Raw genomic sequence first — 19,768 nt, 5'->3', positions numbered from 1 at the left:
GACGAAACCTGGGCCCAGCATAGCTGTATTGGCTTGTCGGTGGCGACCGCAGAGGCGGGCGGTTTGGTGCAGGAGCGAGCCTGGCTCGCGGATATCCGCGCGGCTGAAAAGCGCCGCGAACGGGGCCCGCTCCCACACCTGCCGGTCTAGTCGAACAACACCTTGGCCACATCGCTGTAGCGTTTGGCGAAGTGCACGGTGATGCCTTCCTTGAGGTAGTCCGGCAGCTCCTCGTAGCTGCCGCGGTTGGCCTCCGGCAGGATCAGCTCATGGATTTTCTGCCGGCGCGCCGCGATCACCTTCTCGCGCACGCCGCCAATGGGCAGTACCTGACCGGTCAAGGTCAGCTCGCCGGTCATGGCCACGCCTTTTTTCGGCGCCTGGTTGCGCGCGAGCGAAAGCAGGGCGCTGGCCATGGTGATGCCGGCGCTGGGGCCGTCCTTGGGCGTGGCGCCTTCCGGCACGTGCAGGTGGATGAAGGCCTGGTCGAAGAAGGTCGGGTCGCCGCCGAACTGCTTCAGATGCGAGCTGACGTAGCTGTAGGCGATTTCCGCCGACTCCTTCATCACCTCGCCGAGCTGGCCGGTGAGCTTGAAGCCGCGGTTGAGCGTGTGGATGCGCGTCGCCTCGATCGGCAGGGTGGCGCCGCCCATGCTGGTCCAGGCCAGGCCGGTGATCACCCCGGTGCCAGCCAGCACCCGCTCGTTGCGAAACACCGGCATGCCCAGCGCTTCCTCGAGATCCTTGGCGCCGATGCGGATTTTCGACTCGGGGTCTTCCAGCAGCTTGACCACCGCTTTGCGCACCAGTTTGCCCAGTTGCTTCTCCAACTGACGCACACCGGCCTCGCGGGCATAGCCTTCTATCACCGCGCGCAGCGCCGCATCGCTGATGGACAGGCGCGCCTTCGGCACGCCGGCCTTCTCCAGCTGTTTGGGCCACAGGTGGCGTTTGGCGATGGCCAGTTTTTCCTCGGTGATGTAGCCGGACAGGCGGATCACTTCCATACGGTCGAGCAGCGGCCCGGGGATGGAGTCGAGGGTGTTGGCGGTGCAGACGAACAGCACCTTGGACAGATCCAGGCGCAGGTCCAGATAGTGGTCGAGGAACTCGACGTTCTGCTCCGGATCGAGCGTTTCCAGCAGCGCCGAGGCCGGGTCGCCCTGGTAGCTGGTGCCCATCTTGTCGATCTCGTCGAGCATGATCACCGGGTTCATCACCTCGGCTTCCTTCAGCGCCTGTACCAGCTTGCCGGGCATGGCGCCGATGTAGGTGCGGCGATGGCCCTTGATCTCCGCCTCGTCACGCATGCCGCCGACCGAGAAGCGGTAGAACGGCCTGCCGAGGGATTCGGCGATGGACTTGCCGATGCTGGTCTTGCCCACGCCGGGCGGGCCGACCAGCAGCACGATGGAGCCGGCGATCTCGCCCTTGAAGGCGCCGACGGCCAAGAATTCGGTGATGCGCTCTTTGATGTCGTCCATGCCGGCGTGGTGTTTGTCCAGCACCTTGCGCGCGCGGCCCAGGTCGAGCTTGTCCTCGCCGTGGATGCCCCAGGGCAGGGCCGTTGCCCAGTCCAGGTAGTTGCGGGTGACGGCGTATTCCGGCGAACCTGTTTCGAGGATCGACAGCTTGTTCAGCTCCTCGTCGATACGCTTTTGCGCGGGCGCAGATAGGGTCTTGCCTTCCAGGCGGGCGAGGAATTCCTCGCGGTCGGCGCTCTTGTCATCCTTGCTGATGCCCAGTTCCTGCTGGATCAGCTTGAGCTGCTCCTTGAGGAAGAATTCACGCTGGCGCTCGCCGATCTGCTTGTTGACCTCGGCCGACAGTTCTTTCTGCAGACGGCCGACCTCGACCTCCTTGCGCAGCAACGGCAGCACCTTCTCCATGCGCTTGAGCATGGGCACGGTGTCCAGCACTTCCTGCAGCTCCTGGCCGGCGGCAGTGGTCAGTGCGGCGGCGAAGTCGGTGAGCGGCGAGGGCTCGTTGGGGCTGAAGCGATTGAGGTAGTTCTTCAGCTCCTCGCTGTACAGCGGGTTGAGTGGCAGCAGCTCCTTGATCGCGTTGATCAGCGCCATGCCGTAGGCCTTGACCTCATCACGCGGGTCGTTGGGCGCCTGTGGGTATTCCACTTCGGCCAGGTACGGGCCACGGCGGCTGAGCCAGCTGCGGATGCGCACACGGGTCAGGCCCTGAGCAACGAACTGCAGCTTGCCGCCCTCCTCGCTGACATGGTGCACGCGCACCAGGGTGCCGTGTTCGGGCAAGCTGTCGACGTCGAACTCGCCGTGTTCATCGGGCGGGTTATCGACATAGAACAGCGCCAGGCATTTGTGCTCGGTGTTGTCCACGCGCTTGAGTGTGCGTCCCCAGGGATGCTCGTTGACGATCACCGGCAGCACCTGCGCGGGGAAGAACGGGCGGTTGTTGATGGGGATGATGTAGAGCTTGTCCGGTAGCATTTGTGCCGGCAGCACCACGCCGGTGGTGGACTGCACGTTGTCGTCGACAGCTTCGGAGTGGATGTCCTGATCGTTCATGGAGCACCTTTGCTTGCACGTTGGTTGCTACATGGGGCGACTGCAGGGCTATTTCAACGTTTCAGTCGAGGCTCAGGCGAATACCTTGCAGGCGCTGTTCGATCAGCGGGGTAAGCAGCGCGAAGCATTCGCCGGGCGCCAGGCGAATCTGCGCTGACTCGATCAGGTCGCACTGCAGGCGCTCGATCAACGCCAGCAGAGCTGGGTCCTGCTCCTGGTCCAGCAGGCGCTTGCAGAGAAAGCGCAGTTGCATCTGCAGGCCCGGCGGGCAGCGCTCGTAATTGGCTGCGCGTGTCGCCAGGCCGCGCAACCTGGCGAGATCCTCCAGCGAGCGACAGGCTTCACCGAGGCCGCGAATCTTGAAGTGATCCTGGCGATACAGGCGATCTTCGAGCAGTTCGATCACCTCCAGCAGCGACTCGATCAGTCGGCAATGTGCGTCGAAGTCGGCGGGCTTGCGGCGCAACTGCGGCCAGTGTTGCTGCAGCGGCGGCAGCAACAGGCTGGCGCCGGGCCATTCGAGCCAGAGCTCGTCCAGTTGATGCGCCAGCGCATTGCGCTGCGCTACGTCTTCGGCATCCACCTGTGCACCCAGGCCGCGGTGTTGCTGCAGCGCCTGCAACAGGTCCAGGCAGCGCTGGACGATTTCCGTGTTCGCCTGTTTGCTGGCATCGAGTTGGCGGCGCTCTGCGCGCTGACTGAACCCGTATCCCAGTACCAGCAGCAGGATCAGCAGGGGCAAAAGAATAAGGGCGCTGTCGCTCATTGCGTTTCGCTTGTTGTTGTCGGACGGAAGCAGTGAAGCAACTCTCCTGCCATTTGCCTGAGCGTCGAATGATGCGGTTGTGCGGGCGTTGCTGGGTGCACGGTAATAGGGCCTGGAGTGGTTGGCGGGTGTTATTCGGTGCGCGGGTTGCTAAAGGTGCAACCATTTCGCTGATAGGTGGTTGCGGCGTTTTTCGTTGAAAAAGAGTAAAGTGCAACCCTTGTTTCGTGCCGCCAGTCTTTTGTGATGTTGCAAGCCCGTGTGATCCGCCTGGATGAACAGGCCCATGAACATGCCCATGACCATCATCAACTGGTGATGTCCCTGGTCGGCCGCGCCGAATTCGAGGTCGGTGGTCGTGGTGGCGAGGTGTGCCGCATGCGCGCCTGTCTGGTGCCGGGCGATGCCGCTCACCAGTTCGCCGGCATGGGCGATAACCGCATGCTGATTCTCGATCTGGACGAGCAGGACACGCCCAGCGAAGACCTGGAGCTGCTCCATCGTCTGTTCGAAACCCCTCGTTATCCCGCCCTCGACGTCGATTTCCAGCACCTGTTGACCTATGCCGGCGCGGAGCTGGAGCGCTATGGCAGCGACTCGATCCTTGCCCGCTCCCTCGGCGGCGTATTGCTCCGGGCCCTGCATCTGCGCCTGTTCGGCGAGCAGCGCCGGCAGCCTCAGGGAGCGATGGACCTGCAGCGTCTGGATGATTACATCGGTGAACACCTGGCGCGGCGCATCAGCGTTGCCGAGCTGGCGCAGGAAATGTGCCTGAGCCCCAGCCACTTCCACGCCCAGTTCAAGGACAGCGTCGGCCTCACGCCACACCAGTACCTGCTGCAGACCCGCCTCGACCGTGCCGCGCGCATGCTGCGCGAAAGTAATCTGCCGTTGGTGCGAATCGCTGAGGAGTGTGGTTTTTCCAGCCAGAGCGCGCTGACCACGGCCATGCGCCGTTATATGGGCCTGACCCCGAAGCGCCTGCGTGCGGCTTGAGCCGTTCGTCAGCAGAGCCGCTCCAGCAGCTTCACCCTGACTATCCGGCTCGTAGCATCGGATACGAAGCGGGTAGCGCCTGGCGCGGCGCTACCGTTCATTCAAAACCACTGCCTTTGCCGTCACTCCCGCGCGCGGGAGCGAGGATTGCTCAGGCGTAATTCTGCGGGCTCAGCTTGCGCTCGATCAGCTCGATCAGAATATGCAGGGTCTTGATGTGCAGCTCCTGCACGCGGTCGGCGAAGTCGCCGCCCGGAGTACAGATGCACACGTCGGCCAGGCTTTCCAGCAGCGAGCCGGGCTTGCCGGTCAGGGCGATCACCTTCACGCCCAGGGTTTTCGCCGCTTCGGCGGCCTTGACCACGTTGGGGCTCTTGCCGCTGGTGCTGATGGCGATTAGCACGTCACCTTCGCGGCCGTGCGATTCGACATAGCGCGAGAAGATGTAGTCGTAGCCGAAATCGTTGGCCACGCAGCTGATGTGGCTGGGGTCGCTGATCGACACGGCGGCGATGCCGGGACGGTTCTTGCGGTAGCGTCCGGTCAGTTCCTCGGCGAAGTGCATGGCGTCGCACATCGAGCCGCCGTTGCCGCAGGAAAACACCTTGCCCTTGTGCTCGAAGCTTTCGACCAGCAGTTCGGCAGCTTTCTGGATATTGCCCAGGGTCTGCTCGTTGGCGAGGAAGGCTTCCAGCGCGCGCTGGGCTTCCTGCAGGCTGTTGCGGATATGTTCGATCATGACAGGTCTCGGAACCTCAAGGGAGTTCGGGGCTGGAGTAGAAGGCCGTCAGCACTTTCACCAGGTGATCCAGGTCGTGGCTGCCAGCCAGTTCGCGCACCGAGTGCATGGCGAAGGTGGGCAGGCCGATGTCGACGGTGCGCACGCCGAGCTGGCTGGCGGTGATCGGGCCGATGGTGGAGCCACAGCCCATGTCGCTGCGTACCACGAAACTCTGCACCGGTACTTCGTTCTCCAGGCACAGGTGGCGGAAGAAGCCGGCGGTCTCGCTGTTGGTGGCGTAACGCTGGTTGCTGTTGATCTTGATCACCGGGCCGGCGTTGAGCTTGGGCCCGTGGTTGCCGTCGTGCTTGCTTTCATAGTTGGGGTGTACGCCGTGGGCGTTGTCGGCCGATACCAGCAGCGAGCGCTGGATGCTGCGCACGAAGGCGTCGCCTTCCGGCAGCACGCGGCGCAGTACCTGTTCGAGGAAGGGACCGTCGGCGCCGCAGGCCGAGCAGGAGCCCACTTCTTCGTGGTCGGTGCACACCAGCACGCAGGTTTCCTCGTCGTCCGAGTCGATCAGCGCCTGCAGGCCGGCGTAGCAGGACAGCAGGTTGTCCAGGCGCGCACTGGCGATGAAATCCTGGTTGAGGCCGACGATGGCGGCGCTCTGGGTGTCGTAGAAACTCAGCTCGTAGTCGAGCACCGCGTCGGGGTTGAAGTCGTGCTCCATGGCCAGCTGTTCGGCGAGCAGCGCGCGGAAATCGGCGGTTTCGCTGCTGGCGAGCTGGGCCAGGATCGGCGGCAGCTCGGTTTGCGGGTTGATCGCCCAGCCCTGATTGGCCTCGCGGTTGAGGTGGATGGCCAGGCTGGGGATCACGGCGATGGGCTGGTAGAAGTCGATCAGCTGGCTCTCGACCTTGCCGTCACGGCGGTAGGTCACGCGGCCGGCCAGCGACAGGTCGCGGTCGAACCAGGGCGCGAGCAGGGCGCCGCCGTAGACTTCCACGCCAAGCTGGAAATAGCCCTGGCGCTGCAGCTCCGGGCTCGGCTTGACGCGCAGGCAGGGGCTGTCGGTATGTGCGCCGACCAGGCGAATGCCGCCATCTACCGCCGGGCGCTTGCCGAGCTTGAAGGCGATGATCGAGGAGTCGTTGCGGGTCACGTAGTAGCGGCCGTCGGCCTCGAGGTGCCAGGGCGCGCGTTCATCTAGATGGCGGTAACCCGCGGCTTCCAAGCGCATGGCCAGGCTGGTGGTGGCATGGAAGGGGGTCGGCGAGGCGTTGAGAAAATCGAGCAGGCCTTGGATCAGTTCTTCGCGCATAGGGACTCCGGGCAACGATAGCGCGAGTGTAACCAATTTGCATCGCGCTGTGCCGCTCGCGCACTTGTTTGGGGCGATAGTGAGCTTCTATCGGCTGCTTATCTCAAGCTTGCTAGCGTCGTGCTACGACCGAGAAGAGGTGCCAGTGCTTGGTGTGGCCGCGAGCAGTGCTCCCTTGGCGGTCAATTTCCTCAAAATGGAGCAGTTCCCAACCGGCAAAGAGGTTTTCCACGGACTGTCTGTCGAGAATGCTCAGATCGCCGCTCGCCCAGTCGTCGTCAGGGCCGAAGAAATTACCGCAGAACAGACCGTCATGCTTAAGGGAGCGGCTTATGCGTTGCCAAAAATTGGAAAACTCTTTGGGGTGGCAGAATGGCAAGGCGAAGGCGCTATTGATCAGGTCGGCCGGCGGGAGTTCACAATGTTCAAAGTGTTCGCATAGAGTCATCAGTCGTTGCGCTTGATCTGTCTGTAGTTGTTGGCGCAGGCGCGCAATGGCCTGTTCTTCGCGATCTACGGCCAGAACTTCCCAACCTCGACGTAGCAGTTCTAGCGTATCGCGCCCGGCACCGCAGCCCAGATCGATGGCAAATCCTGTCGTCCTGGCGCTTGCCTCCAGCGCCATCAGCAGTGCTGGCCAGGCAGGAGCTCCTTGGGTGCGGTCGTAGTAGAGTTTGTCGCTCATTTGTCGCTGTCTCAGAACGGCGCCGGGCACTCGAAACGCATGCGCTCGCCGGTCTGCGGGTGGGTGAGGGCGAGCATGCTGGCGTGCAGGCACAGACGCTCATGGGCGGCCAGGGCCTGTTCGTGGGCGTAGAGGCGGTCGCCCAGCAGCGGGTGACCGATGGACAGCATGTGCACGCGCAACTGATGCGAGCGACCGGTGATGGGCGTGAGTTCGACTCGGCACCAGTCGCCGCAGCGCTCGACGATGCGCCAGTGGGTCAGGGCGTGCTTGCCCAGTTCGTGGTCGACGACATGGCGCGGCTTGGTAGGCGGGTCGTAGCGTAGCGGCAGGTCGATGCTGCCACTGTCGGCCTGCGGCTGGCCCCAGCACAGGGCGGTATAGGCCTTCTCGGTCTCGCGGTCGTGGAACTGCCGCGACAGCTCGCGGTGGCTGTCGGCGTCGCGCGCCAGGACGATGATGCCGGAGGTTTCCCAGTCCAGCCGGTGCACGATGCGCGCCTCGGGGTAGCCATTTTCCTGCAGGCGGGTGACCAGGCAATCCTTGTTGTCATCGGCGCGGCCGGGCACCGACAGCAGCAGGGTAGGTTTGTTGATCACCAGCAGGGCGGCGTCCTGGTGGAGAATTTCGATCTGGCTTAGCGGCATGGTGTGTGGGCTGGTGTAGGAGCGAATTCATTCGCGATGCTTTGGCCTGTAGAAGCTTCGCGGATGAATCCGCTCCTACAGATGCGTGTTGCTACAAACGAATACGGCGGCCGAAGCCGCCGTGAGCACCGCCAGTCTCTATCAACGATCCGGCAGGGTGATATTCAATTCCAGAATCGAGCAGCTACCCTGGTTTTCCAGGGCGACCTGAACCTGATCCGAATCGATGTTGACGTACTTGCGGATCACCTCAACCAGCTCCTGCTGCAGAGCGGGCAGGTAGTCGGGCTGGGTACGCTGGCCACGTTCGTGGGCAACGATGATCTGCAGGCGCTCTTTGGCGATGGAGGCCGTGGTTTCCTTCTTGCGCGAACGCAAGAAGTCGAAAATATTCATTCGCGACCTCCAAATAGGCGCTGCAGGAAGCCCTGCTTCTTCACATCCAGGAAGCGGTGCGCCACTTCCTTGCCGAGCAGGCGATCGACTGCGTCGCTGTAGGCCTGGCCCGCATCGCTCTGGTCATCGAGGATGACCGGGATACCCTGGTTGGATGCCTTGAGCACGGCCTGGGATTCGGGGATCACGCCGAGCAGGCGGATGGCGAGGATTTCCTCGACGTCTTCGACGCCGAGCATTTCGCCCTTGGTAACGCGCTCGGGGTTGTAACGGGTGAGCAGCAAGTGCTCCTTGATCGCCTCCTCGCCTTTCTCGGCACGGCGCGATTTGCTCGCCAGCAGGCCCAGCATACGGTCGGAGTCACGTACCGAGGAGACTTCCGGGTTGGTCACGACGATGGCTTCGTCGGCGAAGTACATCGCCAGGTGCGCACCTTTCTCGATACCTGCCGGCGAATCGCAGACCACGTACTCGAAATTCTGCGACAGCTCGGCGATGACCTTTTCTACGCCCTCCAGGGTCAGCGCGTCCTTGTCACGGGTCTGGCTGGCGGCTAGCACATAGAGGTTCTCGAGGCGCTTGTCCTTGATCAGGGCTTGAGTCAGGGTGGCTTCGCCGTTGACGACGTTGACGAAGTCGTACACCACGCGGCGCTCGCAGCCCATGATCAGGTCGAGGTTACGCAGGCCGACGTCGAAGTCGACGATGACGGTCTTGTGCCCGCGCAGAGCGAGGCCGGTACCGATGGCGGCGCTGGTGGTGGTTTTACCGACGCCACCTTTGCCGGAAGTGACTACGAGGATCTTGGCCAAGGTGATTCACCCCAAAAAATGAAAATAACGCGGGAATCTGAGGCCATTCGAGGCTTCCAGATGCCCTTTTTGTGTCCGTAAAAAGTGGCGGAAGTATCCGTTAAAGGCGGGTGATGTTCAACACGTCACCCGACAGGCTGACCTGTATCGCATCGCCCCACAGCGGGTCGCGTCGCAGGTCTTCGGCGACCTTATAGTGGCCGGCGATCGACAGCATTTCGGCGCCCATTTGCTGACAGAAAATTCGTGCCTGGGTGTTGCCCTTGATACCTGCCAGGGCGCGGCCGCGCATGGGCGCGTAAACATGGATGTTGCCATCGGCGAGAAGTTCCGCCCCGGCGCTGACCGGCGCCAGTACGATCAGGTCGCCACCCTGGGCATAGACCTGCTGGCCGCCGCGCACCGGGCTGGTGATGATGCGGCTGGGCTTGTGTTCGGGCTCCGGTGGTTTTTCTTCCACCTTCTTCGGGGCTGGGTCGAGCGGCCGCTCACGTGCACCAGAGGGCGGCAGCACTGGCAGGTCCATGGCTTCGGCGGCGGCAACGTCGCTTTCCCGCGAGGCGCGAATGGCCAGGGTTCGCAGGCCATGACGGCGACAGACGGCCATCAGCTCGGCCAGGTCCAGCTCGCCTTCGCCTTCTGGCAGCTTGTCCAGGGCCAGCACCAGCGGCGTGTTACTGAAGAAGGCCGGGGCCTGGGCGACTTTTTCCGTCAGCTGCGCGTCGAGGCGTTCGAGGTCGTTGTGCGCCAGTTCCATCACTGTGATGGCGAGCATGCTGCCCTTGAGCTGGAATACGGGGTCTTGGGCGAGGAGGTCGGCTTGGCTCATGGTGGTGCGATGGGCCTTCTGGCGAGTCGAAAGATGCCCGGACTTATAACGGCATCGCCCGCCTGCCGCAAGCTGCGTGCGTCAGCCATGCAGGAGCGCCGCGCCGTCAGCTGTGCACGCGGGCTGTCGATTCCATGCGGTGACCTGCGGTGGCGGCAGCTATGCCACCGAGCCGGGCGGGAAAACTGCGTTAGAATGCGCGGCTTTGTAAGTGATCGGATACGCCTCATGGATCGCCCCCGCTTTCGCGCCTGTTTTCTTCATCCGCGTTTCTGGCCGTTGTGGCTGGGCCTTGGGCTGCTGTGGCTGGTGGTGCAGTTGCCTTATGGCGTGCAACTGAAGCTGGGGCGAGCGCTGGGCTGGCTGATGTACTTCACGGCGAGCTCGCGCCGGCAGATCGCTGCGCGCAACCTGCAGCTGTGCTTCCCCGGCAAGAGCGTTGCCGAGCGCGAGCGTCTGCTCAAGGAGAACTTTGCCTCCACCGGTATCGCTTTTTTCGAGATGGCCATGAGCTGGTGGTGGCCCAAGGCACGCCTGGCGCGCCTGGCGCATGTCGAAGGCCTCGAACATCTGCAGCAGGCGCAGGCCGAGGGGCAGGGCGTGATTCTCATGGCCGTGCACTTCACCACTCTGGAGATCGGCGCCGCGCTGCTCGGTCAGTTGCACACCATCGATGGCATGTACCGCGAGCACGACAACCCGCTGTTCGACTACGTTCAGCGCCGTGGTCGCGAGCGCCACAACCTCGATGCGACTGCCATCGAGCGTGAGGACATCCGCGCGATGCTCAAGGTGCTGCGTGCCGGTCGGGCGATCTGGTACGCGCCGGATCAGGACTACGGCCGCAAACAGAGCATCTTCGTGCCGTTGTTCGGCATCCAGGCGGCGACGGTTACCGCCACCACCAAGTTCGCGCGCCTGGGCAAGGCGCGCGTGGTGCCTTTCACTCAGCAGCGTCTGGCCGATGGCAGCGGTTATCGCCTGGTGATCCACCCGCCGCTGGACGACTTTCCGGGCGAGAGCGAAGAAGCCGACTGCCTGCGCATCAATCAGTGGATCGAGCAGGTGGTCAGCACCTGCCCCGAGCAGTACCTGTGGGCCCACCGTCGCTTCAAGACCCGACCCGAGGGCGAAGCGAAGCTCTACGGAAAGGACAAGTAGCCCATCTATACTGCAACGAAAAACAGGATCAGCCGATGACAGTGATTGCGCGTCCCGATGCTCCCGTTACCGGTTTGATTCTCTCTGGAGGTGGGGCCCGGGCTGCCTATCAGGTGGGCGTACTGTCGGCCATCGCCGACCTGCTGCCCGATGCCTCGCACAATCCCTTTCCGGTGATAGTCGGCACCTCGGCCGGGGCGATCAACGCCGTCAGCCTGGCCTGTGGCGCGATGCAGTTCGGCGAGGCAGTGCGTCGCCTGACCTCCGTCTGGCAGGGCTTTCATACTCACATGGTGTACCGCAGCGACTGGCCCGGAGTACTGCGCCAGGCGGCGCACTTCGTTGGCCACAGCCTGCTGGGTCTGGGGCGCGATGCTCCGGTGGCCTTGCTCGACAGCTCGCCGCTGCGCGAGTTGCTAGAGCGCGAGCTGGACTTCTCCGGTATCGCGGCCGCGGTGCGTTCCCGTCAGCTTCGCGCCGTGGCGGTAACGGCCTTTGGCTACGAAAGCGGCCAGGCGATGACCTTCTATCAGGGGCGAGCCACCATCGATCCCTGGTTTCGCCACCGCCGGGTAGGGGTACCGACCCGTCTGCAGCTCGAGCACCTGCTGGCCAGTGCATCGATTCCGCTGATCTTTCCGCCGGTGAAGATCAATCGCGAATATTTCGGTGACGGTGCGGTGCGCCAGGCAGCGCCGATCAGCCCGGCGTTGCACCTGGGGGCCAGCCGGGTGCTGGTGATCGGGGTCAGTGGTAACACGAACAGCAATCCCTCTGTGCCGGTGGTTGCGGCCAATCGACCGCCGAGTCTGGCGCAGATCGGTGGGCACATGCTCAACAGCACCTTCATCGACAGCCTGGAAACCGATATCGAGTTGCTCGAACGGCTCAATCAGATGAGCGCGCTGGTGCCGCCTGAGCGGCGTCCGCGCGGTCTGGGTTTGAATCCGGTGGATGTGCTGGTGATCGCTCCGAGCCAGCCGCTGGATCAGATCGCCGCACGCCACCAGCGTGAGCTGCCCAAGGCGCTGCGCCTGTTCCTGCACGGCCCGGGTGCGACCAAGACCAGTGGCGCGGGTGTGCTCAGCTACCTATTGTTCGAGCCCGGTTACTGCAGTGAACTGATCGAACTGGGCTATCAGGATGCGATGACGCGCAAGGCCGAACTCAGTCGTTTTCTCGGGTTGGCCGAAGTGGCGCAGTCTGCTTGAGGCGTATCATCTGATCTTCGCCAGGGGCGCCGCGCGCGTCAGCCGCACGGCGCATCCTGATATCTGTGTCGCTCTAGCGTTTCAGGCCAGCACGCCATCACGGAAGTCACGCAGCGCCTGTTCGATTTCCTCGCGGCTGTTCATCACGAACGGCCCGTATTGCACGATGGGTTCGTTCAGCGGTGTGCCGGCGATCAGCAGCACCCGCGCGCCATGGGCGCTGGTCAGGTGCAGCGTGCCCTCATCCGACAGCCTTACCAGCCGTCCGGCACTGACCGGTTGGGCGCTCGCCTCGGGCAGTTCCAGCAAACCTTCGTAGACGTACAGCATGACCCGCTGGCCATCGGCCAGGCGTGGCGAAACCTGACTGCCGGCTGGCAGGTGCAGGTCGAACAGTTGCGGTTGGGTGTGCGGGCGCTGCACGGCGCCGGCCTGACGAATCTCGCCGTCATCGAATTCGCCCGCGATCACCACCGCCTCGACGCCTGACGCCGTGCTGACGCGTGGGATCTCGCTGGCCGGAATGTCGCGATAACCGGCGTCGCCCAGCTTGTCCTTGGCCGGCAGGTTGAGCCAGAGCTGGAAGCCGCGCATGGCACCGGACTCCTGCTCGGGCATCTCGCTGTGGATGATGCCGCGCGCAGCGGTCATCCACTGCACGCCACCGCTGCCGAGCAGACCGACGTTGCCCAGGTGATCCTCGTGACGCATGCGACCTTCGAGCATGTAGGTGATGGTCTCGAAGCCGCGATGCGGGTGCGGCGGGAAGCCGGCGATGTAGTCGTCAGGATTGTCGGTGGAAAATTCGTCGAGCATCAGAAACGGATCGAAGCGTTCCAGACCGGGCCCGCCGATCACGCGGTTGAGGCGCACGCCGGCACCGTCGGATGCGGGTTGGCCAGGCTGGATGCTGATGACGCGGCGTGGCGAAGTCATGGCGGGCTCCTTGAACGTTAGGAATGCCGTCATGCTATGCGGATTGAATCGATGTTTGGGTGGAAAATTTCCGGGCCATGCATCGATTAATTCGATGCATGGCCCGGAATATCAGTCGGCGATCTTCAGCTTGCGCGACTCGTGATAGAAGAAGCGCAGCTTCTCGTACTCGAATGGCGAGTTCAGCTGGCCATAGCGGAAGCCGGTATTGGCGCGGGTGTCGACGATGCGCAGTGCGGTGATGCCAGGATTGCTGCGGCTGGCGTCGGCCACGTCGAGGTAGTTGACCGCGTTTTCCAGGCTGTAGTCCGCCACCAGGCCGCCAGTGTCGCGCAGGTTCGACGGGCCGAGCAGCGGCAGCATCAGGTAAGGGCCGGCCGGTACGCCGTAGTACCCCAGGGTCTGGCCGAAGTCCTCGCTCAGGCGCGGCAGGCCCATCTTCGTCGCCGGGTCCCAGATACCGCCTACCCCGAGAATGGTGTTGAACAGCAGCCGGGCGGTGCTGTTCATCGCCCGCTTGCCCTTGAGCTGCAGCACGCTATTGGCCAGCGTGGGGATCTCGCCGAGGTTGTTGAAGAAGTTGTGCACGCCGGTCTGCACCAGATTCGGCGTGACATAGCGGTAGCCGTCGACCACGGGCAGGAACACCCACTGATCGAAACGGTAGTTGAAGTGATAGACGCGGCGGTTCAACGACTCCAGCGGGTCATAGACCTGCAGGGCGTCGCTGGAGGCGCGCTCGAACTCCTGCTGATCCAGCCCTGGGTTGAACTGCAGATACTGCAGCGGGTTGGTGAAACCGTCGGCGTCGACATGGCGCTCGGCCAGGGCCTGCTCGCTGGCCAGCAGCAGGGCAATCAGAAAGGTGCTGTGCTTAACCACGGAAGAACTCCAGCATGGCGTCGCTGTTGACGCGATAGTTGAGGTTGCCGCAGTGCCCGCCACGCGGGTAAAGGGTCAGGCGGTCGCCAAAGGTGCGGCGCAGGAAGCCGATGTCGCCCGGGCCGAGAATCAGGTCGTCGGCGTTGTGCATCACGGCGATCTTGTCGCTGCCTTTGAGGTAATCCTCCAGCGCGTAGAGGCTGCTCTCGTCGATCAGTTGGTTGAGGCTGCCGCCGTCGTAGCGTGCCCGCCACATGGGCATCAGCTGTTCGGCGATGTAGCAGTCGAAGTCGCAGCGCAGAGCCATCTGGAAGAAGGGCGTGAGGCTGGTGCTCTCGGTGATGCGGTAGTCACGCGGGGTGATCAGGCCACGGCGGTTGAGCAGGTCCGAGGTGAACACGATGTCGGCAGACGAGAAGCGAAACGAGGTGCCGATGAGCATCGCCATCTGCTCGTTGGAGAGCTTCTCCTTGGACTGCTGGAAGTCGTAGAGCATGGCCTCGTTGATGTCGAGATAGCCCTTGTCGTTGAAGTAGCGGGTCAGTTTGCCCAGCACTAGGTCATAGAAGTTGGTGCTGTTGTTGATGCCTTGCACCTTGGTCTGCACCAGTTTGTCCAGATTGCTGACCGAGGTGTAGAGGTTGACCGGCGGGTTGAGCAGCAGCACTCGCTTGAAATCGAAGGCGCGGCGGGTTTCGTCCAGCTGGCTGACGAAGGCGGCATGCAGCGCGCCGAGGCTGTAGCCGGTGAGCAGGTACTCGCTGACTTCCAGCTTAGGGTGCTGGGCGCGCACGGCCTGCATCACACGGTACAGGTCGTCGGCATCATCCGGGCTGTAGCCTGGCGTGGCCGAGCGCGAGGCGGCGGCCATGAAGTCGTAGCTGGTCGGCGATGACAGTTGCACGACGTGAAAACCCGCGCCGTAGAACAGCTTCTTCAGGTACTCGGTGGTGCCGCTGGCATAGTTCGCGCCGGTGCCGGAAATGATGAAGATCAGCGGTGCGCGACCATTTTGTCGGGCCAGACGGTAATGCAGCTTGGTCACTGGCCAGAAGTTGTCCAGCAGCTCGAACTCGCGATCCGGGCGCAGACGCACCGAGTAGTCGCTTTGCCGGATGTCGTCATCGGCTGGTAGTTCGGGGCGCAGCTCAGGCGGCGTGGTGGTGATGGTCGCCTCGAACGGATTGGCCAGTGGATAGCCATAGCTTTCGGCGTCCACGTCGGCCGCCGTTGCGGAGGCACAGAAGACCAGGCCGCCGAGCAAGGCGGCGAGTCGGGCAAGGCTGGGCATGTAGTTAAGTCCCTTTGAATAAGAGAACGTCTGGATTGAACAGCTGGTTTATGACAGCAGCAAGCGGGGCAAAGTGCCAGACTATCCTGCCTGATCTCGGGGAAACATGCGCAGTTGTGATGCGTGCCATGCAAGCCTGGCCGGCTGCAGGCTGCTTCAGTTAGGCGTGGTGGTGCAGCCAGGCATGCTTGGGACGCTCTGCGGTCGCCTGACCTCGGCGCTCGAAACGCTGCCAGATTTTCTCGTGGAAGTAGAAACCCACCGAGTTGCACAGGGGCTCGATGGCCGCCACCATGCCGCTGGCGGCGACGCTGCCGGTCAGGGCGTAAGTGACGCCGAAGGCGATGCAGAAGTGCATGAGGGTGAAGGTCAGGGTCTTGAGCATGATGCGCCTCGTTGAGAATCATTTCGTCTTGTGTGACAGGCTAGTCCTGTTCGTTTGAGCCGGGAAATGTGGCCTTTGCATGGTTTTCATAGTGGTTTTAAATCGATTTATTTTTCTTTGAAGTATTTTTCTATCTATGCGCTTTTTGGCGCTGCGCCAAGGTGGCGCTCTATTGCAATGGAGTCGGTCTATGCAAATCAGCGATGTACCCTTTGGTGTGACGGACTGGGCGTCGCTACCTGTGACCGAGCATCCGGGGGAGCGTGGAGTGGCGCGCTGGCGCACCTGCCAGTTCGGTTCGCTGCGTGTGCGCATGGTCGAGTATTCCCCGGGATACCTGGCCGACCACTGGTGCCATAAAGGACATGTGTTGTTGTGCCTTGAGGGGGAGCTGAACACCGAACTGGAAGATGGCCGGGTATTCGTGCTCAAACCCGGTATGAGTTATCAGGTGGCGGATGGTGCTGAGGCTCACCGTTCCTCGACCGCGTCCGGTGCACGCCTGTTCGTGGTGGACTGAGACGCGATGGGTTGGCGTCTGGCTGCCGATGCTCTGGTGGTGATCCACCTGGGATTCATTCTTTTCGTGTTGCTCGGCGGTCTGTTGCTGCTGCGCTGGCCGCGCTTGCTCTGGCTGCATCTGCTGGCAGTGGCGTGGGGCGTGACGGTGGAGTTCTTCCATCTGCTATGTCCGCTGACGCCCTGGGAGAACCAGCTGCGGCAGGCGGCCGGTGATGCTGGTTATGAGGGCGGCTTCATCGAGCACTACCTGATTCCTGTGATCTATCCGGCAGGGCTGACACCTCAGGTACAGCTCTGGCTGGGCGGTTTTGTGGTGCTGATCAACGTCGCGGTATACGCCTATCTGCTCATGGTCCGGTGCAAACGCACGTAGCGGTGATTTGCCTTGGCCATTCATGAGCCTGATGAAGGCACGGCGGCTTTATCTCCTTCGCTACACTGGCAGCCATTGCAACCAAACATTGAAGGCAGGGCTGCTATGCAAAACCGCATGATGATCACTGGCGCGGGCTCCGGCCTGGGACGCGAAATTGCCCTGCGCTGGGCTCGCGAGGGCTGGCGCCTGGCGCTGGCCGATGTCAACGAGGCCGGTCTGGCGGAAACCCTCACGCTGGTGCGGGAGGCTGGCGGTGACGGCTTCACCCGTCGTTGCGACGTGCGTGACTACAGTCAGCTGACGGCCCTGGCGCAGGCCTGCGAAGAGCAGTTCGGTGGCATCGATATCATCGTCAACAACGCCGGAGTTGCGTCCGGCGGCTTTTTCAGCGAGTTGTCACTGGAAGACTGGGACTGGCAGATATCGATCAACCTGATGGGCGTGGTCAAGGGCTGCAAGGCGTTCCTGCCGCTGCTGGAGCAGAGCAAGGGCAAGATCGTCAATATCGCCTCGATGGCGGCCCTGATGCAGGGCCCGGGCATGAGCAACTACAACGTCGCCAAGGCTGGCGTGGTGGCCCTGTCGGAAACCTTGCTGGTGGAGCTGCGTCAGCAGGATATCGGCGTGCACGTGGTCTGCCCGTCGTTCTTCCAGACCAATCTGCTGGACTCCTTCCGTGGCCCGACGCCGGCGATGAAGGCGCAGGTTGGCAAGTTGCTGGAAAGCTCGCCGATCAGTGCTGCGGACATTGCCAACTACATCCATGACGAAGTGGCCAAGGGTAGCTTCCTGATTCTGCCGCACGAGATGGGCCGCATGGCCTGGGCACTGAAGCAGAAGAACCCGCAGGCGCTGTACGACGAAATGGCCAGCATGGCCGAGAAGATGCGCGGAAAGGTCAAGTCCGCGGGCTGACCGATAGGTCAGTTATTTTCGCCTGCAGGCTTGCCTGGCGTGGCCTGCAGGGGTAGGGTGGCCGGCCCGGCCTGCCAGCCGCAATGACCTCGGATACCTCGTGAAACCAGTCCCTCGGGCCCTGTTGTTGGTGGCCCTGGTGCTGGCGGCGATCAATTTGCGCCCCGGCATCACGTCCCTCGCCCCACTGATCGAACGCATCGCTGCCGAGCTCTCGCTGAGCCGCAGTTTCATCAGCCTGACCACCGCCTTGCCAGTGCTGTGCATGGGTCTGCTTGCGCCTCTGGCACCGCGTCTGGCCATGCGTTGGGGGCTCGAACGCACCATCGTGCTCTGCCTCGGGCTGATCGGCCTGGCGCTGCTGGCGCGTCTGGCTGCACACCAGAGCACGGTGCTGATTGGCAGCGCCATCGCCCTGGGCGCGGCCATCGCGGTCGCCGGGCCTCTGTTGTCCGGTTTCATCAAGCGTCATTTCGCCAGCCAGATGGGCCGTGTGGTGGGTTGGTATTCGCTGGGCATGGCCATAGGCGGTGCTGGTGGCGCGGTGCTGACTGCGCCGGCCACCGCACTGTTTGGCGACGCCTGGCACCTGGGCCTGGCGGTATGGGCGGCACCCGCGTTGCTCGGGGTCATGCTCTGGCTGTGGCTGCCCAACCAGGTCGGCGCAGCCGACGAACAGGAAAGCGGTGGCTTGCCCTGGGGGCAGCCGCGGGCCTGGCTGATCAGTTGTTTCTTCGCCATCCAGGCGGGGTTGTTCTATGCCATCGCGACCTGGGCCGTGGCGCGCTATCACGAAGCCGGGCTGAGCATGCTGCGCAGCAATTCGCTGCTCAGTCTGGCGATGCTCATGGGGCTGCCCAGCTCGTTCCTGCTGCCCTGGCTGGCGCAGCGCTACAACGCGCGTTATCCGCTGCTGCTGGCGTGTGGGGCGATCACCTGTGCTTGCCTGGCGATGGTCACCTTCATGCCGCGTTTGCTGCCGGAGTTGTGGGCGGTGATCCTGGGCTTTTCGCTGGGCGGGTCCTTCGCCCTGTCGCTGGTACTGCCGCTTTACGAAGCCGGCTCGCCGCTGGCGGTCAGCCGCTGGACGGCGATGATGCTGTTCACCGGCTACAGCCTGGGCTGTCTGACGCCCATTCTCACCGGCCTGGCGCGCGATCTGTCCGGCAGCTACCGCTTGCCATTCGCGGTGCTCACGGCGCTGGCGCTGCTGATGACGCTGGTGGCCTGGTTGTTGGGGCGAAACCGCCGCCAGTCTCGCTGAACAATTGGCAGCAGTTCCTTTCATGCCCAGGCGTGCTGTGTTAGAAGGCTTTCTGCTTTTTCAGGAGTGCCGGTGTGGAGTCCGAATCCATCGTCTATGGCTGTATCCGCGACTGGCCCTCGGATGATCCCGAGCAGCGCCGTCTGCGCCGCGAAACCAATCACGGCGTGTTGGCCGAACTGCCCTCGGGTGATCTGTGGCCCTTCCTCGGCCAGGAAATGTTCTCTTTCTGCGATCTGCCCGGCGCAGGCCTCTATCAGACTCAGGTGATCCACTTCGGCGCGAGCTACTGTGCGGTGGAGTATGAGTGGAACCTGTGGATCGAAACCTTTGAGGCGCTGCTCAAGCGTCTGTACTGGGCCAGTGCGGTGGTTCACCTGGAAACCGAACTGGGCGGCATCCACACCTTCCGCTGGGAGTCCGATAGCGGCTTTCACAGCCCGCAGGAGGGCGCGCTGCGTGTGCGCTGCGCCTGGGAGCGTGAAGGCGCTCTGCGCGGATAGGTCGCCTCGATGATCAACTACCTGTGGTTTCTGCTGGCAGCCCTGTTCGAGATCGCCGGTTGCTATGCCTTCTGGATGTGGCTGCGGCTCGATCGCAGCGCCTGGTGGGTGTTGCCTGGATTGCTGAGTCTCGCGCTCTTCGCCCTGATTCTGACTCGCGTCGAGGCATCCTTTGCCGGTCGCGCCTATGCCGCCTACGGTGGCGTGTATATCGTCGCTTCGCTGGTGTGGCTGGCGCTGATCGAAAAGACCCGGCCAATGCTCAGCGACTGGCTGGGTGCAGCACTGTGTCTGGCTGGCGCCGCGATCATCCTGCTGGGACCACGTTTGCACACCTCCTGACTCGCTTATAAGCAACGGAAGTAAAAAGTTCCGCTGTCATCAAATCTTTATATATCGGCAACTGCGCTGAAATAACCCCTCGCCAAGATTCCCCCCAACACAAACGAGCCCATCGCTCGGGTGTTTTCAACACTTAACAGCCTGTTGAAATTCGCCTACGCCCTGTCTGGCTTTGCGGCGTAAGGTTTACGATATCGGCTCCAATCTGCCGGGAACCCCGATTTCCATGCGTGGCGCCGATATCACTCAGGAATCCTTGTTCAC

22 protein-coding genes are annotated in these 19,768 nt (G+C 62.9%); 9 read left to right on the top strand and 13 right to left on the bottom strand.

Going from position 1 to position 19,768, the window contains the following annotated elements:
* Positions 1-146: 146 nt before the first annotated feature.
* Both lon and ACN8M7_RS00105 read right to left on the bottom strand, forming a co-directional pair.
* Positions 147-2,540, bottom strand: a complete 2,394-nt coding sequence (gene lon, locus ACN8M7_RS00110) for an endopeptidase La (protein ID WP_490259360.1) — start codon at positions 2,538-2,540, stop codon at positions 147-149.
* 61 nt (positions 2,541-2,601) lie between these two features.
* Positions 2,602-3,306 (bottom strand): hypothetical protein, encoded by a 705-nt coding sequence (locus ACN8M7_RS00105; protein WP_490259359.1) that lies wholly within the window; start codon positions 3,304-3,306, stop codon positions 2,602-2,604.
* A gap of 246 nt (positions 3,307-3,552) precedes the next feature.
* Between ACN8M7_RS00105 and ACN8M7_RS00100 the strand changes: the two genes are divergently transcribed.
* Complete coding sequence (locus ACN8M7_RS00100) at positions 3,553-4,302, top strand: helix-turn-helix transcriptional regulator (protein WP_061241868.1); 750 nt, start codon at positions 3,553-3,555, stop codon at positions 4,300-4,302.
* Between the two features lie 151 nt (positions 4,303-4,453).
* Here the strand turns inward: ACN8M7_RS00100 and lpcA are convergent, their stop codons facing one another.
* The 7 genes from lpcA to minC form a co-directional block, all read right to left on the bottom strand.
* Positions 4,454-5,041 (bottom strand): D-sedoheptulose 7-phosphate isomerase, encoded by a 588-nt coding sequence (gene lpcA / locus ACN8M7_RS00095; protein WP_490259358.1) that lies wholly within the window; start codon positions 5,039-5,041, stop codon positions 4,454-4,456.
* A 16-nt stretch (positions 5,042-5,057) separates the two neighbouring features.
* On the bottom strand, positions 5,058-6,347 hold the full coding sequence (locus ACN8M7_RS00090) for a M18 family aminopeptidase (RefSeq protein ID WP_490259357.1): 1,290 nt from the start codon (positions 6,345-6,347) through the stop codon (positions 5,058-5,060).
* A 112-nt stretch (positions 6,348-6,459) separates the two neighbouring features.
* Positions 6,460-7,032: a class I SAM-dependent methyltransferase gene (locus ACN8M7_RS00085; RefSeq protein WP_490259356.1), complete on the bottom strand. Its 573-nt coding sequence runs from the start codon at positions 7,030-7,032 to the stop codon at positions 6,460-6,462.
* Positions 7,033-7,043: 11 nt separating this feature from the next.
* Complete coding sequence (locus ACN8M7_RS00080; protein WP_061241862.1) at positions 7,044-7,679, bottom strand: RluA family pseudouridine synthase; 636 nt, start codon at positions 7,677-7,679, stop codon at positions 7,044-7,046.
* A 141-nt stretch (positions 7,680-7,820) separates the two neighbouring features.
* Positions 7,821-8,075: a cell division topological specificity factor MinE gene (gene minE / locus ACN8M7_RS00075; protein WP_004423407.1), complete on the bottom strand. Its 255-nt coding sequence runs from the start codon at positions 8,073-8,075 to the stop codon at positions 7,821-7,823.
* Positions 8,072-8,887: a septum site-determining protein MinD gene (gene minD / locus ACN8M7_RS00070; RefSeq protein WP_061241860.1), complete on the bottom strand. Its 816-nt coding sequence runs from the start codon at positions 8,885-8,887 to the stop codon at positions 8,072-8,074. Before minD ends, minE begins: the two co-directional genes overlap by 4 nt.
* 100 nt (positions 8,888-8,987) lie before the next feature.
* Complete coding sequence (gene minC, locus ACN8M7_RS00065) at positions 8,988-9,716, bottom strand: septum site-determining protein MinC (RefSeq protein ID WP_061241858.1); 729 nt, start codon at positions 9,714-9,716, stop codon at positions 8,988-8,990.
* Between the two features lie 228 nt (positions 9,717-9,944).
* On the opposite strand from minC, the gene ACN8M7_RS00060 reads away from it, so the two are divergent.
* Both ACN8M7_RS00060 and ACN8M7_RS00055 read left to right on the top strand, forming a co-directional pair.
* Positions 9,945-10,877 carry a lipid A biosynthesis lauroyl acyltransferase gene (locus ACN8M7_RS00060; RefSeq protein WP_490259355.1) on the top strand — a complete coding sequence of 311 codons (933 nt, stop codon included), beginning with the start codon at positions 9,945-9,947 and terminating at the stop codon, positions 10,875-10,877.
* Between the two features lie 35 nt (positions 10,878-10,912).
* Positions 10,913-12,088, top strand: a complete 1,176-nt coding sequence (locus ACN8M7_RS00055; protein WP_490259354.1) for a patatin-like phospholipase family protein — start codon at positions 10,913-10,915, stop codon at positions 12,086-12,088.
* Between the two features lie 81 nt (positions 12,089-12,169).
* Here the strand turns inward: ACN8M7_RS00055 and ACN8M7_RS00050 are convergent, their stop codons facing one another.
* The 4 genes from ACN8M7_RS00050 to ACN8M7_RS00035 form a co-directional block, all read right to left on the bottom strand.
* On the bottom strand, positions 12,170-13,024 hold the full coding sequence (locus tag ACN8M7_RS00050) for a pirin family protein (RefSeq protein WP_490259353.1): 855 nt from the start codon (positions 13,022-13,024) through the stop codon (positions 12,170-12,172).
* A 111-nt stretch (positions 13,025-13,135) separates the two neighbouring features.
* Positions 13,136-13,906 carry an MlaA family lipoprotein gene (locus tag ACN8M7_RS00045; protein ID WP_061241850.1) on the bottom strand — a complete coding sequence of 257 codons (771 nt, stop codon included), beginning with the start codon at positions 13,904-13,906 and terminating at the stop codon, positions 13,136-13,138.
* The gene (locus tag ACN8M7_RS00040) at positions 13,899-15,197 is read right to left on the bottom strand and encodes a serine/threonine protein kinase (RefSeq protein WP_490259352.1); all 1,299 of its coding nucleotides are present in this window, start codon (positions 15,195-15,197) and stop codon (positions 13,899-13,901) included. Before ACN8M7_RS00040 ends, ACN8M7_RS00045 begins: the two co-directional genes overlap by 8 nt.
* Before the next feature lie 160 nt (positions 15,198-15,357).
* Positions 15,358-15,582, bottom strand: a complete 225-nt coding sequence (locus tag ACN8M7_RS00035; RefSeq protein WP_061241846.1) for a DUF2061 domain-containing protein — start codon at positions 15,580-15,582, stop codon at positions 15,358-15,360.
* A gap of 190 nt (positions 15,583-15,772) precedes the next feature.
* Between ACN8M7_RS00035 and ACN8M7_RS00030 the strand changes: the two genes are divergently transcribed.
* The 6 genes from ACN8M7_RS00030 to ACN8M7_RS00005 all read left to right on the top strand — a co-directional run bounded on the left by ACN8M7_RS00030 (position 15,773) and on the right by ACN8M7_RS00005 (position 19,504).
* Complete coding sequence (locus ACN8M7_RS00030; RefSeq protein WP_061241844.1) at positions 15,773-16,102, top strand: DHCW motif cupin fold protein; 330 nt, start codon at positions 15,773-15,775, stop codon at positions 16,100-16,102.
* Positions 16,103-16,108: 6 nt separating this feature from the next.
* A complete protein-coding gene (locus tag ACN8M7_RS00025) occupies positions 16,109-16,477 on the top strand; it encodes a DUF2784 domain-containing protein (RefSeq protein ID WP_490259351.1) in 369 nt (122 codons plus the stop codon).
* 105 nt (positions 16,478-16,582) lie between these two features.
* Complete coding sequence (locus tag ACN8M7_RS00020; protein ID WP_490259350.1) at positions 16,583-17,395, top strand: SDR family oxidoreductase; 813 nt, start codon at positions 16,583-16,585, stop codon at positions 17,393-17,395.
* Positions 17,396-17,495: 100 nt separating this feature from the next.
* On the top strand, positions 17,496-18,659 hold the full coding sequence (locus ACN8M7_RS00015) for an MFS transporter (RefSeq protein ID WP_490259349.1): 1,164 nt from the start codon (positions 17,496-17,498) through the stop codon (positions 18,657-18,659).
* Positions 18,660-18,733: 74 nt separating this feature from the next.
* Positions 18,734-19,162 (top strand): hypothetical protein, encoded by a 429-nt coding sequence (locus ACN8M7_RS00010; protein ID WP_490259348.1) that lies wholly within the window; start codon positions 18,734-18,736, stop codon positions 19,160-19,162.
* Between the two features lie 9 nt (positions 19,163-19,171).
* Positions 19,172-19,504, top strand: a complete 333-nt coding sequence (locus ACN8M7_RS00005) for a YnfA family protein (RefSeq protein WP_490259347.1) — start codon at positions 19,172-19,174, stop codon at positions 19,502-19,504.
* The last annotated feature ends 264 nt before the right edge of the window (positions 19,505-19,768 follow it).

It is taken from the genome of Pseudomonas spartinae (assembly GCF_965197125.1).
Classification (GTDB): domain Bacteria; phylum Pseudomonadota; class Gammaproteobacteria; order Pseudomonadales; family Pseudomonadaceae; genus Aquipseudomonas; species Aquipseudomonas composti_A.
Note: the sequence above shows the minus strand (reverse complement) of the source record. Positions and strands in the feature narration are given on the sequence as shown.

Excerpts from the sequence above, each read along its gene's own strand:
- ACN8M7_RS00085 (WP_490259356.1), bottom strand. The coding sequence starts at position 7,032 with ATGAGCGACAAACTCTACTACGACCGCACCCAAGGAGCTCCTGCCTGG.
- ACN8M7_RS00025 (WP_490259351.1), top strand. The coding sequence starts at position 16,109 with ATGGGTTGGCGTCTGGCTGCCGATGCTCTGGTGGTGATCCACCTGGGA.
- lon (WP_490259360.1), bottom strand. The coding sequence starts at position 2,540 with ATGAACGATCAGGACATCCACTCCGAAGCTGTCGACGACAACGTGCAG.
- ACN8M7_RS00030 (WP_061241844.1), top strand. The coding sequence starts at position 15,773 with ATGCAAATCAGCGATGTACCCTTTGGTGTGACGGACTGGGCGTCGCTA.
- ACN8M7_RS00080 (WP_061241862.1), bottom strand. The coding sequence starts at position 7,679 with ATGCCGCTAAGCCAGATCGAAATTCTCCACCAGGACGCCGCCCTGCTG.
- ACN8M7_RS00020 (WP_490259350.1), top strand. The coding sequence starts at position 16,583 with ATGCAAAACCGCATGATGATCACTGGCGCGGGCTCCGGCCTGGGACGC.
- minE (WP_004423407.1), bottom strand. The coding sequence starts at position 8,075 with ATGAATATTTTCGACTTCTTGCGTTCGCGCAAGAAGGAAACCACGGCC.
- ACN8M7_RS00035 (WP_061241846.1), bottom strand. The coding sequence starts at position 15,582 with ATGCTCAAGACCCTGACCTTCACCCTCATGCACTTCTGCATCGCCTTC.
- minC (WP_061241858.1), bottom strand. The coding sequence starts at position 9,716 with ATGAGCCAAGCCGACCTCCTCGCCCAAGACCCCGTATTCCAGCTCAAG.
- ACN8M7_RS00040 (WP_490259352.1), bottom strand. The coding sequence starts at position 15,197 with ATGCCCAGCCTTGCCCGACTCGCCGCCTTGCTCGGCGGCCTGGTCTTC.
- ACN8M7_RS00090 (WP_490259357.1), bottom strand. The coding sequence starts at position 6,347 with ATGCGCGAAGAACTGATCCAAGGCCTGCTCGATTTTCTCAACGCCTCG.
- ACN8M7_RS00005 (WP_490259347.1), top strand. The coding sequence starts at position 19,172 with ATGATCAACTACCTGTGGTTTCTGCTGGCAGCCCTGTTCGAGATCGCC.
- ACN8M7_RS00105 (WP_490259359.1), bottom strand. The coding sequence starts at position 3,306 with ATGAGCGACAGCGCCCTTATTCTTTTGCCCCTGCTGATCCTGCTGCTG.
- ACN8M7_RS00050 (WP_490259353.1), bottom strand. The coding sequence starts at position 13,024 with ATGACTTCGCCACGCCGCGTCATCAGCATCCAGCCTGGCCAACCCGCA.
- ACN8M7_RS00055 (WP_490259354.1), top strand. The coding sequence starts at position 10,913 with ATGACAGTGATTGCGCGTCCCGATGCTCCCGTTACCGGTTTGATTCTC.
- lpcA (WP_490259358.1), bottom strand. The coding sequence starts at position 5,041 with ATGATCGAACATATCCGCAACAGCCTGCAGGAAGCCCAGCGCGCGCTG.
- ACN8M7_RS00100 (WP_061241868.1), top strand. The coding sequence starts at position 3,553 with ATGTTGCAAGCCCGTGTGATCCGCCTGGATGAACAGGCCCATGAACAT.
- ACN8M7_RS00060 (WP_490259355.1), top strand. The coding sequence starts at position 9,945 with ATGGATCGCCCCCGCTTTCGCGCCTGTTTTCTTCATCCGCGTTTCTGG.